The sequence below is a fragment of the Pseudonocardia sp. Ae150A_Ps1 genome (assembly GCF_001932315.1).
Lineage (GTDB): Bacteria > Actinomycetota > Actinomycetes > Mycobacteriales > Pseudonocardiaceae > Pseudonocardia.
On record NZ_MCIJ01000001.1, the window covers coordinates 2,873,031 to 2,887,208 of the forward strand.

Annotated in this window: 13 protein-coding genes; 7 read left to right on the forward strand and 6 right to left on the reverse strand. The window is 75.8% G+C overall.

The window, feature by feature from the left end; genetic code table 11:
* Positions 1 to 131 precede the first annotated feature (131 nt).
* From Ae150APs1_RS13345 to Ae150APs1_RS13355, 3 genes are read right to left on the reverse strand one after another with little or no spacing between them, the layout of a single operon-like run.
* Positions 132 to 1,223, reverse strand: coding sequence for an ABC transporter ATP-binding protein (locus tag Ae150APs1_RS13345; RefSeq protein ID WP_075297845.1), 1,092 nt, complete (start codon positions 1,221 to 1,223; stop codon positions 132 to 134).
* On the reverse strand, positions 1,220 to 2,077 hold the full coding sequence (locus Ae150APs1_RS13350; RefSeq protein ID WP_170918087.1) for an ABC transporter permease: 858 nt from the start codon (positions 2,075 to 2,077) through the stop codon (positions 1,220 to 1,222). Before Ae150APs1_RS13350 ends, Ae150APs1_RS13345 begins: the two co-directional genes overlap by 4 nt.
* Entirely contained in the window at positions 2,074 to 2,478 is a 405-nt protein-coding gene (locus tag Ae150APs1_RS13355) for a helix-turn-helix transcriptional regulator (protein WP_010234411.1), read from the reverse strand. Before Ae150APs1_RS13355 ends, Ae150APs1_RS13350 begins: the two co-directional genes overlap by 4 nt.
* A 108-nt stretch (positions 2,479 to 2,586) precedes the next feature.
* Between Ae150APs1_RS13355 and Ae150APs1_RS13360 the strand changes: the two genes are divergently transcribed.
* From Ae150APs1_RS13360 to Ae150APs1_RS13370, 3 genes are all read left to right on the forward strand, one after another.
* Entirely contained in the window at positions 2,587 to 3,801 is a 1,215-nt protein-coding gene (locus Ae150APs1_RS13360; protein ID WP_075297847.1) for an acyl-CoA dehydrogenase family protein, read from the forward strand.
* Positions 3,802 to 3,956: 155 nt separating this feature from the next.
* Positions 3,957 to 5,015: a GTP 3',8-cyclase MoaA gene (moaA, locus tag Ae150APs1_RS13365; RefSeq protein WP_075297849.1), complete on the forward strand. Its 1,059-nt coding sequence runs from the start codon at positions 3,957 to 3,959 to the stop codon at positions 5,013 to 5,015.
* Between the two features lie 2 nt (positions 5,016 to 5,017).
* Positions 5,018 to 5,302, forward strand: a complete 285-nt coding sequence (locus Ae150APs1_RS13370; RefSeq protein WP_010234420.1) for a MoaD/ThiS family protein — start codon at positions 5,018 to 5,020, stop codon at positions 5,300 to 5,302.
* Between the two features lie 10 nt (positions 5,303 to 5,312).
* Here the strand turns inward: Ae150APs1_RS13370 and Ae150APs1_RS31190 are convergent, their stop codons facing one another.
* Complete coding sequence (locus tag Ae150APs1_RS31190) at positions 5,313 to 6,341, reverse strand: YncE family protein (RefSeq protein WP_075297851.1); 1,029 nt, start codon at positions 6,339 to 6,341, stop codon at positions 5,313 to 5,315.
* Positions 6,271 to 8,253: an Hsp70 family protein gene (locus Ae150APs1_RS32790; protein ID WP_075297853.1), complete on the reverse strand. Its 1,983-nt coding sequence runs from the start codon at positions 8,251 to 8,253 to the stop codon at positions 6,271 to 6,273. The genes Ae150APs1_RS31190 and Ae150APs1_RS32790 overlap by 71 nt, the downstream gene beginning before the upstream one ends.
* A gap of 135 nt (positions 8,254 to 8,388) precedes the next feature.
* Here Ae150APs1_RS32790 and Ae150APs1_RS13385 point away from each other — a divergent pair, with 135 nt between their 5' ends.
* The 4 genes from Ae150APs1_RS13385 (at position 8,389) to Ae150APs1_RS13400 (ending at position 12,973) form a co-directional block, all read left to right on the forward strand.
* Positions 8,389 to 9,006 (forward strand): histidine kinase, encoded by a 618-nt coding sequence (locus Ae150APs1_RS13385; RefSeq protein WP_075297855.1) that lies wholly within the window; start codon positions 8,389 to 8,391, stop codon positions 9,004 to 9,006.
* Positions 8,997 to 9,659 (forward strand): response regulator transcription factor, encoded by a 663-nt coding sequence (locus Ae150APs1_RS13390; protein WP_075297857.1) that lies wholly within the window; start codon positions 8,997 to 8,999, stop codon positions 9,657 to 9,659. The genes Ae150APs1_RS13385 and Ae150APs1_RS13390 overlap by 10 nt, the downstream gene beginning before the upstream one ends.
* A 75-nt stretch (positions 9,660 to 9,734) precedes the next feature.
* A complete protein-coding gene (locus Ae150APs1_RS13395; RefSeq protein ID WP_139316901.1) occupies positions 9,735 to 11,066 on the forward strand; it encodes a HAMP domain-containing histidine kinase in 1,332 nt (443 codons plus the stop codon).
* The gene (locus tag Ae150APs1_RS13400) at positions 11,063 to 12,973 is read left to right on the forward strand and encodes an ATP-binding protein (protein ID WP_075297861.1); all 1,911 of its coding nucleotides are present in this window, start codon (positions 11,063 to 11,065) and stop codon (positions 12,971 to 12,973) included. The genes Ae150APs1_RS13395 and Ae150APs1_RS13400 overlap by 4 nt, the downstream gene beginning before the upstream one ends.
* A gap of 14 nt (positions 12,974 to 12,987) precedes the next feature.
* On the opposite strand, the gene sbnA is transcribed toward Ae150APs1_RS13400, so the two are convergent.
* Positions 12,988 to 13,965 carry a 2,3-diaminopropionate biosynthesis protein SbnA gene (gene sbnA / locus Ae150APs1_RS13405; RefSeq protein ID WP_060574747.1) on the reverse strand — a complete coding sequence of 326 codons (978 nt, stop codon included), beginning with the start codon at positions 13,963 to 13,965 and terminating at the stop codon, positions 12,988 to 12,990.
* Between the last annotated feature and the right edge of the window lie 213 nt (positions 13,966 to 14,178).

Below are 14,178 nucleotides of genomic sequence, written 5' to 3' on the forward strand. Positions count from 1 at the left end.
GCGACGCTATTCGCCTGTGACGGATGGCGCGAGAGACACGATGGTGTCTCGGGTGAACGGCGGTACCGGTGGGGTGAACGAGGTTTCGGGTGTGGACGGGGCCCAGGTACCCCGCTCCGGCCTGCGACCGGTCACGAGAGGCGGCCGTGCACCGCCACCTCGGTCGCCTTCACGGCGAACCACACGTCGTGACCGGGTTCGACACCCAGATCGGCGACGGCGGCCGGCGTGACGTCCGCGGCGAGGCCGTCCGTCCAGGCGGGGCCGCCGGCCGGCGCCGCGGCCCGGAGCCGCACGGCGTCGCCCCGCGGTTCGAGCGCCGCCACCCGCACCCGAAACACGTTGCGCGGGCTGCCGTCGGGCCGGTCGACGTGCACCGAGACCGCCGACGGCGGGAACACCGCCACGGCGGGCTCGCCGTAGGCGACCTCGACCGCCCGGCCGTACAGCTCGACGCCGTCGGCGGTGCGGATCCCGTCGCCGTCCGCGGTGCCGGGCACCAGGTCGAGGCCGGCGATCCGGGCCGAGAACGGGCTGCGCGGGCGGGCCAGCACGTCGCGTGCCGGTCCCTGCTCGACGATCCGCCCGCGGTCCAGGACGACCACCCGGTCGGCGAGCACGAGGGCGTCCAGCGCGTCGTGGGTGACCAGCAACGCGGTCTGCTTGGCGTCGGCGATCACCCGCCGGAGGAGGGTCCGCATGGCGGGCGTGGCGTCGACGTCGAGTGCGGCGAGCGGCTCGTCGAGCAGGAGCAGCCCGGGCCGCGGGGCGAGCGCGCGGGCGAGCGCGACGCGCTGCTGCTGCCCGCCGGAGAGCTGGGCCGGGCGACGGGCGGCGAGCTCGCCGACGCCGACGTCGCCCAGCAGGCCGCGGGCACGCTCGTCGGCCTCGGCCCGCGGGGTGCCCTGCGCCCGCGGGCCGAAGGCCACATTGGCCAGCGCGGACAGGTGCGGGAACAGCAGCGCCTCCTGGGCGAGCAGCCCCACGCCCCGCCGGTGCGCCGGGACGAACGCGCCGGTCGCGGTGTCGAGCAGGGTGCGCCCGCCGACCCGCAGGTGCCCGCTGTCCGGCCGGAGGAGCCCGGACACGACGCCGAGCATCGTCGACTTCCCGGCCCCGTTCGGCCCGAGGACGGCGAGGACCTCCCCCTCGGCAACGCTCAGCTCCAGGTCGAGGGCGAAGCCGTCCCGCTCCAGACGGGCGGCGAGCTCGACGCCGCTCATCCGCGGCCGTCCATCCCGCGCGGCCGGCCGACCACGATCACGACGAGCGACACCACCACGAGCAGCAGCGACAGCGCGACCGCGCCGGCGACGTCGGTCTCGCCCTGCAGGTAGACCAGCAGCGGCAGGGTCCGGGTGGTGCCCTCCAGGCTGCCGGCGAACGCGATCGTCGCGCCGAACTCGCCCATGCACCGCGCGAAGGCGAGCACCAGCCCGGAGGCCAGCCCGGGCAGCACCAGCGGCACCGTCACCCGGCGGAACGCCAGCCCCGGGGACGCGCCGAGGGTCGCGGCGGTCGCCTCGTACCGCTCGCCCGCGGTCCGCAGCGCGCCCTCCAGGGAGACGATCAGGAACGGCATCGCGACGAACGTCTGGGCCAGCACCACCGCGACCGTGGTGAAGGGGATGAAGATCCCGAAGGCGGCGTCCAGGCCGTCGCCGACCAGGCCGTTCGCCCCGAGCAGGAACAGCAGCGAGAGACCGCCGACGACCGGCGGCAGCACCAGGGGCAGCAGCACGACCGAGCGGATCCCCCGCATCAGCCGGGGCAGCCGGTTGATGCGGCCCCGGGCGAGGACGACGGCGAGCGGCCCGCCCAGCAGCAGGCACAGCGTCGTCGACACCGCGGCCGTGACCAGCGACAGGCGCAGCGCCGACAGGGCGGCGGTGCTGGTCAGCAGGCTGGGCATCTCCGCCCAGTCGGCCTCCCACAGCAGCCCGGCGACGGGCAGCGCGATGAGCAGGAAGCCGATGCCGGCCGGGACCCACATCCACGCCGGCAGCCCGACGCCGGTGCCGTGCCGGTCGGCCGCGCCCTCCCGGCGGCGTGGACACTCCGGGGCCGCCACCGTCACAGGTGCCCGCCGGGTGTCTCCACCACGACGTTCGTCGACTTGATCACCGCCACCGCCAGCGCGCCCGGCTCGAGCCCGAGGTCACGGACGGCCTCGCTGCTCATCAGCGACACGACGCGGTGCGGCCCGCACTGCATCTCCACCTGGGCCATCACGGTGTCGGCGATGACCGAGGTGACGAGCCCGACCATGCGGTTGCGGGCCGAGCGCTGGACCACCGACGGGTCCGGCGGCGCCGACGCGTGGTCACGCGCGAACTCGGCCAGCGCGGCGCCGTCGATCACCTTGCGGTTCGACGCGTCGTTCTGCACCGGCAGCGTCCCCGCCTCCACCCACCGGCGGACGGTGTCGTCGCTGACGCCGAGCAGGCGGGCGGCCTCGGAGATCCTGAAGTGCGGCACGGACCGGATACTAGGGTCCGCCGCTGCGGCGGTGCCACGGCGGGAGAGCACGCAACTCCCCACCCTCGTCGCGTGCCGGTCCGCGGGGGCGTGTGATGTGATCGCGGCGTGGACTTCGCACCCAGTGCCGTGGCGACCGACTACACCGCGCGCATGCGCGCCTTCCTCGACGAGAAGGTCCTGCCCGCCGAGGCGGAGTACGACGCCTTCCGCGCCGAGCGGCGCGGCACGGCGGCGGAGTGGGACCTCCCGCCGGTCGTGGAGGACCTGAAGACCGACGCCCGCGGGCGCGGTCTGTGGAACCTGTTCCTGCCCGCCCTGTCCGGCCTGTCGAACCTGGAGTACGCGCCGGTCGCCGAGGTCTCGGGCTGGTCGCCGGTGATCGCCCCGGAGGCGATCAACTGCCAGGCCCCGGACACCGGAAACATGGAGACGCTGCACCTGTTCGGCACCGACGAGCAGAAGGAGCAGTGGCTGGAGCCGCTGCTCGCGGGCGAGATCCGGTCCGCGTTCGCGATGACCGAGCCGGACGTGGCGTCCTCCGACGCCACCAACATCGAGACCCGCATCCGCCGCGACGGCGACGACTACGTCATCGACGGGCGGAAGTGGTGGATCTCCGGCGCCGCCGACGAGCGCTGCCGGGTCTTCATCGTGATGGGCAAGACCGATCCCGAGGCATCGACCCACCACCAGCAGTCGATGATCCTGGTCCCGCGCGACGCCCCCGGGCTGGAGATCGTCCGGCACCTGCCGACCTTCGGCTACCAGGACCAGCACGGCCACTCCGAGCTGCGGTTCGACGGCGTGCGGGTGCCGGCGTCGAACCTGCTCGGCGAGGAGGGCGGCGGCTTCGCGATCGCCCAGGCCCGGCTCGGCCCGGGGCGCATCCACCACTGCATGCGGCTGATCGGGATGGCCGAGCGGGCGCTGTCGCTGATGACCGAGCGGGCGCAGTCCCGGGTCGCGTTCGGGCGGCCGCTGGCCGACCAGGGCGTCGTCCGGGAGCAGATCGCGCTGTCCCGGATGGAGATCGAGCAGGCCCGGCTCCTGACGCTGAAGACGGCGTGGCTGATCGACGAGCACGACGCCAAGGGCGCGGCCACCGAGATCGCCGCGATCAAGGTCGTGGTGCCGCGGACGGCCTGCGCCGTGATCGACCGGGCGATGCAGGTGCACGGCGGTGCGGCGATGAGCGACGACACCCCGCTGGCCTACTTCTACGCCTGGGCGCGCGCGCTGCGCTTCGCCGACGGCCCGGACGAGGTGCACATCCGCTCGGTGGCCCGCCAGGAGCTCAAGGCCCACCCGCGGCCCGAGTAGTCGCACCGGCCCTGCCCGTTCGACTAGGTACACGGTGACTAGTTCCGCATCTGCGTGCGTGTGGCCCGAGCCACTCCCGCGGCTGCGGATCATGTGGTTGAGCTGCGGAAACCCGCCCTGGGCGACCGCCGGGGGACACGGTTAGCCTCGGGGACATGACCACCGAGCTCGGACTTCCGGCGCTGCGGGGCGGCCCGTCGCGGGACCCCGCCCGGCCCGACGATCCGCGGCTGATCGACGGGTTCGGACGGGTGGCGACCGATCTCCGGATCTCGCTCACGGACCGCTGCAACCTGCGCTGCACCTACTGCATGCCCGCCGAGAGCCTCGACTGGATGCCGCGCGACGAGCAGCTGACCGACGACGAGCTCAACCGGCTCATCGCCGTCGCCGTGCACGAGCTCGGCGTCGAGGAGCTCCGCTTCACCGGCGGCGAGCCGCTCCTGCGCAAGGGCCTGGAGAACGTGTTGTCCGCGGCGTCGTCGCTGCGGCCGCGGCCCGACATGTCGCTGACCACGAACGGGATCGGGCTGGCCCGGCGCGCGGAGTCGCTCGCGGCGGCCGGGGTGAACCGGCTCAACGTCTCGCTGGACACCCTGCGCCCGGAGCGGTTCGCCGAGATCACCCGGCGGGACCGGCTGCAGGACGTCCTCGACGGCATGGCCGCCGCGCAGGCCGCCGGGCTGTCGCCCGTCAAGATCAACACGGTGCTGCTCCGCGGCGTGAACGACGACGAGGCGGCCGATCTCCTGGAGTTCGCGCTGGCCCACGGCTACCAGCTGCGGTTCATCGAGCAGATGCCGCTCGACGCCCAGCACGGGTGGCGCCGCTCGGAGATGATCACGGCCGAGGAGATCCTGGAGCGCCTGGAGCAGCGGTTCGTCCTGACGGAGTCGGACGAGGACCGTGGGGGCGCGCCGGCCGAGAAGTTCGTCGTCAACGGGGGCCCCGCCACCGTCGGGGTGATCGCCTCGGTGACGCGGCCGTTCTGCGGCGCCTGCGACCGGACCCGGCTCACCGCCGACGGCCAGGTCCGCACCTGCCTGTTCGCCACCGGCGAGACCGACCTGCGGGCGATGCTGCGCGGCGGCGCGTCCGACGCCGACATCGCCGCCACCTGGCGCGACGCCATGTGGGGCAAGAAGGCCGGCCACGGCATCGACGACCCCGGGTTCCTGCAGCCCGCGCGCCCGATGAGCGCTATCGGAGGATGAGCATGACCACGAGCGTCACCCCGGACCTCGCGACCCGGACCCTCACGGTCCGCTACTTCGCGGCCGCCAAGGCCGCCGCCGGCACGCCCGAGGAGACCGTCGAACTGCCCGCCGGCGCGACCGTCGCCGACGCCGTCGCCACGCTGCGGGCCGCGCACGGCCCGGAACTGGCCCACGTCCTGCAACGGTGCAGCTTCCTGCTCGACGAGGTCGCCGTCCGGGACCGGTCGGTGGCGCTCGGCGGGGCGGCCGCACTCGACGTGCTGCCGCCGTTCGCCGGGGGCTGACCCGCCGGGCTCAGCCCGCCGCCAGGTCCAGGATCGTCAGCGTCCCGTCCTTGAGGTTGCTGACGTAGGCCTTCTTCCCGTTCGGCAGCACCGCGATGCTGGTCGGGCCGTTGCCGACGGGCAGCGTCGCGGTGACCGTGAAGGTGTCGGCGCTGATCACCGACACCGTGTTGTCGGTGACGTTCGCGGTGTAGGCGAACCGGCCGTCCCGCGACCAGGCGATGGCCTGCGGGTTCGTCCGCACCGGCACGGTGGCGAGCACGGTGTTGCTCCCGGTGTCGGTGAAGGACACCGACGCCGAGTCGTAGTTGACGTTGGCGACCATCGGCCGGACCGGGTTGACGGCGACGCTGTGCGGGCTCCGTTCCACCGGCACCTCGGCGACGACGGCGTCGTCCGACGTGTCGAGCGCGCTGATCAGGTTCGACTCGTGGTTGGCGGTCCAGAAGCGCGTGTCGTCCGGGGTGATCGCGACCCAGTGCGGGTTCGGGGCGACCTTGATCTCGCTCGCGACCCGGTTCGTCGCGGTGTCGATCACCGAGACCGTCCCGGAGTCGTGGTTGGGCACGTAGACCTTGCTGCCGTCGGGGGTGACGGCGAGCGCGAACGGCCGGGTCTGCACGGGGACCGTCGCGACGACCGAGTTCGTAGTCGTGTCGAGCACGGCGACCGTGGCGATCGTGCGTGCCTCGTCGAACACGCTCACGTAGACGTGCCGTCCGTCCGGTGCGAACGCGAGGTACTGCGGCGGGCCCTCGGGCACCTCGATGGTGGCGATCTCCCGGTTCACCGACGTGTCGATCACCGTGACGACGCCCGCCGCCCGGTTGGCGACGTAGGCCAGCCGTCCGTTCGGGGACACCACGACGAAGCCCGACGTCGGCCCGGCCGGGACGGTTCCGCCGAGGGTCGGGATCGGGACCGCGACGGCGACGCCCTCGGGTGCCGCCGGTTCGGTCGCGGTGCTGTCACCGAGCAGGAGCCCGAACCCGCCGGGGCCGAGGTAGACCGCCCCGGCAGCGAGGACGAGCACCGCCACGACCGCGACGGCGAGGAGCCTGCTCCGGCGGCGGGGACGCTCCTCCGGGAGCGGGGCCGGGTCGCCGACGGTCGTCGGCGGGCCCGGTGGGGGTGCCGTCCCGCCACCCGGGGCCCGCGGGTCCGGCTGCGGAGCGGTGACGGGACCACCGGTACCGGGTGGTCCGCCGGAGCCGTTGGTGGACGTCCCGTACGCGTAGCCGTTCGCGGGTGGTGGGGCGGCGGACGGCAGCCCGGATCCGGCCGGGGCGGACGACGCCGGGGCCGCGGCGGCCGATGCCGGCGGCGGCCAGGTGCCGGGCCGCGGCATCCCCGCCGCGGACTCCGCGGCGCGCGGCGTCCCGGCGGTCTCCGCGGGGCGCGGGATCCCCGCGGACTCCCCCGGGCGCGGCATCCCCGCGGACTCCCCCGGGCACGGCATCCCCGCGGTCCCCCCGGGGCGCGGCATCCCGGCGGTCTCCCCCGGGCGCGGTGTCCCCGCCGCCTCCCCCGGACGCGGCAACCCGGCGGACTCCGCGAGGCCCGGCGTCCCGGAGGGTTCCGCGGGACGCGGGGTCCCCGCCGCGTGCTCGGCGGGGCGGGGCACACCGCCCTCGGCGGGCCGGGGCATCCCGGCCGGCCCGGCGGAGGTCTGCGCCCCGGCAGCGGCGCGGTCGGGACGCTGCGCCCCCGGGTTCCTGCGCGTCACCCGAGGCACCCCGGCCGACGGCGGCACCGGCGGCTCCCGCGGCGGCCACCGCCCCGGCGGCTCCCACGGCGCCCGGCGCCGCGGACCGCCGCTCCGGCGGCGGCACCGTCTCCACCCGGGCCGCGGCACCACCGGCACCGGACGCCGAGAGGTCCCCGCGCGCGAGCTCCGCCGCACCGAGGGCGACGGCGTACTTGGGGTGTGCGTCGACCACGATCGGCCGTCCGAGCTCCTCGGACAGCATCCGCGCGACCAGCGGGATCCGGGAGGAACCACCGACCAGGAGCACCGAGCCGAGCTCGGCGGGCGCGACCCCGGCCGAGTGGAGGGTGCGGGTCAGTGCCCCGATCGTCGACTCCACCTGGGCCCGGATCATGCCCTCGAAGTCGCCCAGGGTGAGCCGCACGTCGAAGTGCCGCTGCGGCAGGAACACCGGGATCGTCGTCTCGGTGTCGACCGACAGCGCCTCCTTCGCCAGCACGCAGTCCTGGCGGAGCCGGGCCATCGCCACCGACGTCTGCAGGTCGCCCAGGTCGAGCTCGGTCAGCGCATTGCCGGACTGGTAGTTGACGTAGGACAGGATCGCCTCGTCGAAGTCGACGCCGCCGAGCCGCTCGATCCCCTCCGGGGTACCGAGGATCTCGATGCCGTCGCCCTTCTTGCGCAGCACCGTCGCGTCGAACGTCCCGCCGCCCAGGTCGTAGACGGCCACGGTGTCGTCCTCGGCCAGGCGGCGCGCCGCCGCGTAGTGCGCGGCGGCGGCCTCCGGCTCGGTGACGGCCCGCAGCACCGTCGTCGGGCCGCCGTGCAGCCCGGCCGACTCCGGGACCTCGTCGAAGAGCTCCCGCCGGTACGGCCCCCAGTTCGCCGGGTGGGTGAGCACCAGGCGTTCGGGCGGAACGCCCTCGGTGCCGCCCACCCGATCGACGACGTCGCGCAGCACCGCGCCGAGCAGCATCGACACCGGGAACTCGGACCCGCCCAGGAACACCGGGGTCGGGTCGCCGAGGCGCCGCTTGAACTCCCGCGAGACCCGGTCCGGCCTGCTCACGGCGCGCCGGACCGCGGCCTCGCCGCTGACCAGCACGCCGTCCTCGCGCGCGTACACCGCGGCCGGCGACACGACACTGCGGTCCCCGAGGGTGAACATCTCCACCTGGGACGCGTGCGCGACAGCCGCGGCGACGAACGTCGTGCCGAGGTCGACCCCCAGGCTGTAGGACACCGTCGCACCTCCCGTTCCGACCCGTGACACTCGCCACAGAGCGCGCGGCGTTACGGGGGACGCGCAAGGGGGCTGTCCCTACCTCCGGGTGGGGTCCGCACGCTTCCACCACCCCGGGCGGGGCACGCTCGGCGCATGACCGTCGATCCCGCGTGCCGGGACACGGGCGCGGGTCCACCGGACGGCGGGACCGCGGCCGGGTGGACCCAGTGGTCGCAGCGGCGTGGGCTGGAACGCCGGCTCCACGACGGCGCCGCGCTGCGGCTCTCGGCGCTCGCGCTGCAGCTCGGGCTGGTCCGCCACCGGCTGCCCGACGACGACGTCGAGCTGCACGGGGCCGTCGACGACCTCCAGGGCGAGCTGCACGCGGTCCTCCAGGAGCTGCGCGGGATCGCCGCCGAGCTGTACCCGCCGCTGCTCGACGAGGCCGGGCTCGGCCCGGCGCTGCGCGAGGAGTCGGCGCGGCGCGGCCTGCCGGTGACCGTCGAGGTGCCCGACGACCGGTTCGGACCGTCCGCCGAGGGTGCCGCCTACTTCGCCGTCGTCGCGACGCTGGACCCGTGCCACGCGGAACGGCTCGTCGTGACCGTCCGCCGGGACCACCACGACCTGCTGCTGCGGCTGGACGGCCTCCGGCCGGCCGGTGCCGCCCGGGTCCGGGACACCGCCGGGATCCTCGGCGGGTCGGTCGGGCCGGCCGTGGGCGCCGGACCCGGCACCGTCACGATCACTGCGAGGTTCCCGTGCGGGTAGCGCTGGCCGAGGACGGGGCGTTGTTCCGGGAGGGTCTGCTGATGCTGCTGCGGGCGGCCGGGCACGAGGTCGTCGGGTGTGCGGCGGGCGGCGACGAGCTGGTCGCGATCCTCACCCGGGAGCGGGCCGACGTCGCGCTGCTCGACATCCGCATGCCCCCGGAGCCCGACGGCGGGCTGGTCACCGCCGAGCGGCTCCGTGCCCTCTATCCGGACATGGGCCTGCTGTTCCTGTCGCACTACGCCGAGTCGCACTACCTGATGCGGATCCTCGACATCGGCACCGACGCGATCGGCTACCGGCTCAAGGAGAAGGTGGGCAGCGTCGAGGTCCTCACCGACACCCTGGACCGGATCCGGGACGGAGAGATCGTGATCGAGCCGGTGCTGGCGAAACGCCTGGTCGAACGACCCCGGGGGGACCGCCGCGACGCCCTGTCCGGGCTGACCGAGCGGGAGCTCGACGTGCTGCGGCTGATGGCCGAGGGCCGCTCGAACGCCGGCATCGCCGGGCAGCTCTACGTGACCCCGAAGGCCGTGGAGAAGCACATCGCGAACATCTTCGGCAAGCTCGGCCTGACCGCGGAGACCGCCGAGCAGCACCGGCGGGTGCTCGCGGTGCTCACCTACCTCCGTTCGCAGGACGGCGGCTGAGCCGCCCGGTCCTTGGCCGGCGGCATCGGCCAGGCCTAGCGTTGCGCTGCTCGTATCCGGGAGCGGGTGGTGGGGATGGGACGGGCCGCGGCAGCACGTCTGGTGCCCCCGTTCGTCGTCGGGGCCGGTGTCCTCGCGGTGGTCGTGCCGGTCGTCGGCACGGGGCCGTGGGCGGGGCCGGGCGCGCGGGGCGTCGTCACCGCGTTCGTGGCCGCCGCCCTCGCCGCCGTCGGCACCACCGCGGTGCTGCCGCTGCTCGACCGGTGGGCCCGCCGGCTGGACCCGCGCCGCGCCGCCACCCCGTACTCGGCCCTCGCCCGCGCCACCGCCGGGATCCGGTCCGGGAGCCTCCCCGCCGCGCTGCCCGGGCTGGCCGGGGCCGTCGCCGAGGGCACCGGCGCCGAGCGGGCCGTGGTGTGGCTGACCGTCGAGGACCGGCTGGTCGCCGCCGCGGTGCACCCGCCGGGCGGCGCGGACGGGGCCGGCTCCGGTGAGGACGGCACCGGCGAGGTCTCCGTGCCGGGGCTCGCCGTGCTCCTCGCTCGGCCGGGCACCGACCACGTCGTGCCGGTGCTGGACGGCGGGCAGCTCCGGGCGGCACTGGCGATCGGCAAGGCCGGCGCCCCGGTCACCGCGGACGACCGGCGGCTGCTGCGCGACCTCGCGAACGGTGCCGGTGCGCTGCTGCGCGAGGTGCAGCACGGCGTCGAGCTGGAGGCGCGAGTCCGCCGGGCGGACGAGCTGGCCGACGAGCTGCAGCGGTCCCGGGAGCGTCTCGGCCGGGCCCGCGACGTCGAGCGGCGCCGGCTGGTCGGCGAGCTCTCGCACGCCACCGCCGGCCGGTTCGTCGCGCTGCGCGACGGATTGAAGGGCGCCCGCGGCGAGCTGGCCGCCGGTGCCCCGCCCGACGACGTCCGGGCCGGACTGGCCCGCACCCGGGAGGGCCTCGAGGAGCTGCTCGAACGCTTCCGCGCGATCGCCCGCGGCGTCTACCCGTCGGTGCTGCGCGACCAGGGCCCGGCGGCGGCTCTGGAGGAGCTGGCCGCCGACCTCCCGCGGGTCGTGCGGGTGGGACCGGCACCCGACCGGCGGCTCGACTGGGAGATCGAGTCGGGGATCTACTACCTGGCCGCGGCGGCGATGCAGCACCTGGCGGCCCGCCCCGACCCGGAGCTGTCGGTGGAGTTCGACCGGGCCGGTGGACGGCTGACGGTCCGGGTCGACGACCCCGGCACCGGCGGCACCGCGGGACTCGGCGAGGCGCTCGCGATCGACGCCGAGCGGCTCGACGCGCTCGGCGGGACCGTCGACGTCACCGGTGCGGGGACGGGCGCGGTCGTCGTGCGGGCCTGGCTGCCGGAGCGGCTCGAACCGCTGGTCGAACCGGCCCGCGGGGTGTTCCCGTGACCGGGCCCCGCGGCCGGCCGGGCGAGCGCGTCCTCGTCGGCGGGCTGACGGTCGTGCTGGTGACGGCCGTCGCGGGCGGTGTCCTCGCGGGGGTGCACGCCGTGCTGGTCGGCGCCGGGCTGACGCTCCCGGTGGCGGCCGTGGTCGCCGCCGTACCGGTCGCCGCCGGTTTCCTGCCGCTGTACACGGCCGCCCGGCGCCTGGTCGACCGTGCGGTCCGCGGCGACCGGCCGACGCCCTACGGCGTGCTGGCCGGGGTGACCGCGCTGTCCCGGTCCGCGCCCGCGGACACCCCCGACCTCGCCGGGGCGGCCGAGGCCGTCGCCCGCGGTGTCGGGGCCACCACCTGCCGGCTGACCGTCCACCGGAGCGGGCTGCGGGACCGCGCCTACACCTGGACGGCGGCGGGCACCGTCGCGGCGACCGGTGACGCCCTCGTCCGGGTGCCGGTGCGGCTGGGCGAGGAGGAGCTCGGGGAGCTGGCCGTGGACCGTGCCGCGGCGCGGGCGCTGCGCGGCGAGTGGGCGACCCTGCTGGCCGACATCGCCGACGGACTCGCGGTGGCGGTGCACGCGAACCGCTCGGCGGTCGAGCTGGAGCGCCAGCTGCGGGCGGCGCTGGCGCACGGCGAGCGGATCGCCGCGGCCCGCCGGGACGCCGTCGCCGCGATGGACGCCGAGCGGCGCCGGATCGAGCGCGACCTGCACGACGGCGCCCAGCACCACCTCGTCAGCCTCGGCCTGAGCCTCGGCCTGGTCGAGCACCTGGTGTCGGCCGGGCGGCCGGAGCAGGCCCGCGCCGGTCTGGACGAGCTGCTGGAGCGGGTCGACGCGGCGGACGCGGTCCTGGCCGAGACCGTCGGCGGGGTCTCCTCCGCCGTGCTGGCCGGGCAGGGACTGGTCGCCGTGCTGCGGGACACCCTGGCCGGGTCCTTGCCGCCGGTGACCGTCGAGCACGACGGCGTGCCCGCGGGGCGGCGCTACCCGGACGGGATCGGCGACACCGCGTACTTCTGCTGCCTGGAGGCGGTGAACAACGCGCGCAAGCACGCACCGGGGGCTCCGGTGACCGTGACCATCGCGGAGCGGGACTCGACGCTGCGGATGGCGGTGCGCGACGAGGGCCCGGGCTTCGTCCCGGACCCGGGGCCGGGCTCCCCCCGCGGACAGGGCCGCGGCCTGCGGAACCTCACGGTGCGGCTGGTGGCGGTCGGCGGGACGGTCGCGGTGCGGTCCGCGCCCGGCGCCGGGACGACCGTCCTGTGGTCGTTGCCGCTGCCCCCGGACCGCGAGGGCGTCGTGGACCCGGAGGAGCCGGAGCTCCCGGAGCACGGGGCCGACGGGCGGGCCGGGCGCGCGCCGGACGGGTTCCCGGCCGAGGTCGGGGAGCTGCTCCGGACCGGAGCCGGGGTCTACGCCGGCACCCCGCACGCGGCGGCGCTCGGGGCGACGGCGGACGCGCTCGGCCGGGTCCCGGCGGACGACCGCGTGGCCCGGATGCGGGGCGCGCGCGCCGCGCTGGCCGCGCTGGAGGAGGTGCTGGGGACCGTCCGGCCGGTGCCGCGGGGTGCCGACCGGCTGCGCTACCTCGTCGAGCGGCTGCGGGCCGAGGCCCACGAGCTGGTGGAGGCGGAGCTGGCCGGGGCCCTGCGCGGGCCCGGCCCGGTGCTGCCGGGTGAGCTGCGCGCGTCCGCCGAGCGGCTGCTGGGGATGCTGGGGGTGGCGCCGCGGACCCGGCTGGGGCTCCCGGCCGACGCCGTCGCCGACGAGGTCCGCCGCGCGGCCGAGCTCGAACTGGCCCGCTGGCAGCGGCTGGCGGCGCACCCGAGTGCCACCGGAACCGTGCGGGACGCCGCGCCGGTGCTGGTCCGGACCTGCGAGCGGCTGCTCGCCGACCGTCCCGGCTGACCCGGCGCGGTGTCTCACGCGGCGGCGAGGGCCGAGTCGTCGGCCAGGGCGTCGGCGCCGTAGAGGTCCTCGACCCAGTGCGGCTGGTAGATCGTGTCGAGGTAGCGCTCGCCCAGGTCCGGCGCCAGCGCGACGCAGGTCGTGTCCGGCGTGCCGTGCTCGGCCAGCCACGCCTCGGCGCCGCTGACGACGGTGCCGGTGGAGCCGCCGAACAGGTAGCCGGTGCGGGCCAGGCGGTGGCAGGTGCGGACCGTGTCGGCCTCCTCGACCAGCACGACGTCGTCGACGTAGGACTCGTCGAGCTGCGGCGGACGCTCACCGCTGCCCAGGCCCGGGATCATCCGGCGCGACGCCGGACCGCCGAACGTCACCGAGCCGACGCTGTCGACGGCGACGATGCGGACGTCCGGGTTCCACTCGCGGAAGAACCGGGCGACACCCATCAGCGTGCCGCAGGTGCCCGCACCGACGAAGACGACGTCGACGTCCGGGAACTCGCGGGCGATCGCCGGGCCGGTAGTGGCGTGGTGCGCCATCCAGGCGTTCGGGTTCTCGTACTGGTTCAGCCAGACGAAACGCTCGTCGGACTCGCACAGCTCCCGGACGTGGTTCTTGCGGGCGCCGAGCAGACCGCCTTCGGGGTCCGGCTCGGTGATCACGTGCACCTCGGTGCCCAGCGACTCCATCAGCCGTCGGGTCGCCAGGTTGCAGCGGGAGTCGGTCACGCACACGAACCGGTAGCCGCGGTTGGCGGCGATCATGCTGAGCGCCACCCCGAGGTTGCCGGACGAGGACTCGACCAGGAACGAGCCCGGCCGCAGGATCCCGTCCCGCTCGGCGGCCTCGATCATCGCGGTCGCGGCCTTCAGCTTCACCGAGCCGGCGAAGTTGAAGCCCTCGCACTTGAGGTACAGGGCGTGCCCGACGACCGACCGGAGGTCGACGTACAGGTCGTCCTGGTTGAACTGCTGGGGGCCGGTGATGACGGTCATGGGATTCGCCTCGTTTCCGCTCGTTGCGACTGCCGTCAACGGTCGCGGCACGGGGCCTCCCGCTCGATCGTGTGCACACCCGCTCCGCCGGAGGCGCCCCCCGTTCCGTGGTGGGGTCAGCACCCGCGTGCGGGCACCGCCCCACGGGGGGTCCGCCCGGCTCCGCCGGAGCCGCGGGCGGCGGATGCTCGACGCGTCCGGCCCCGGCAGGCC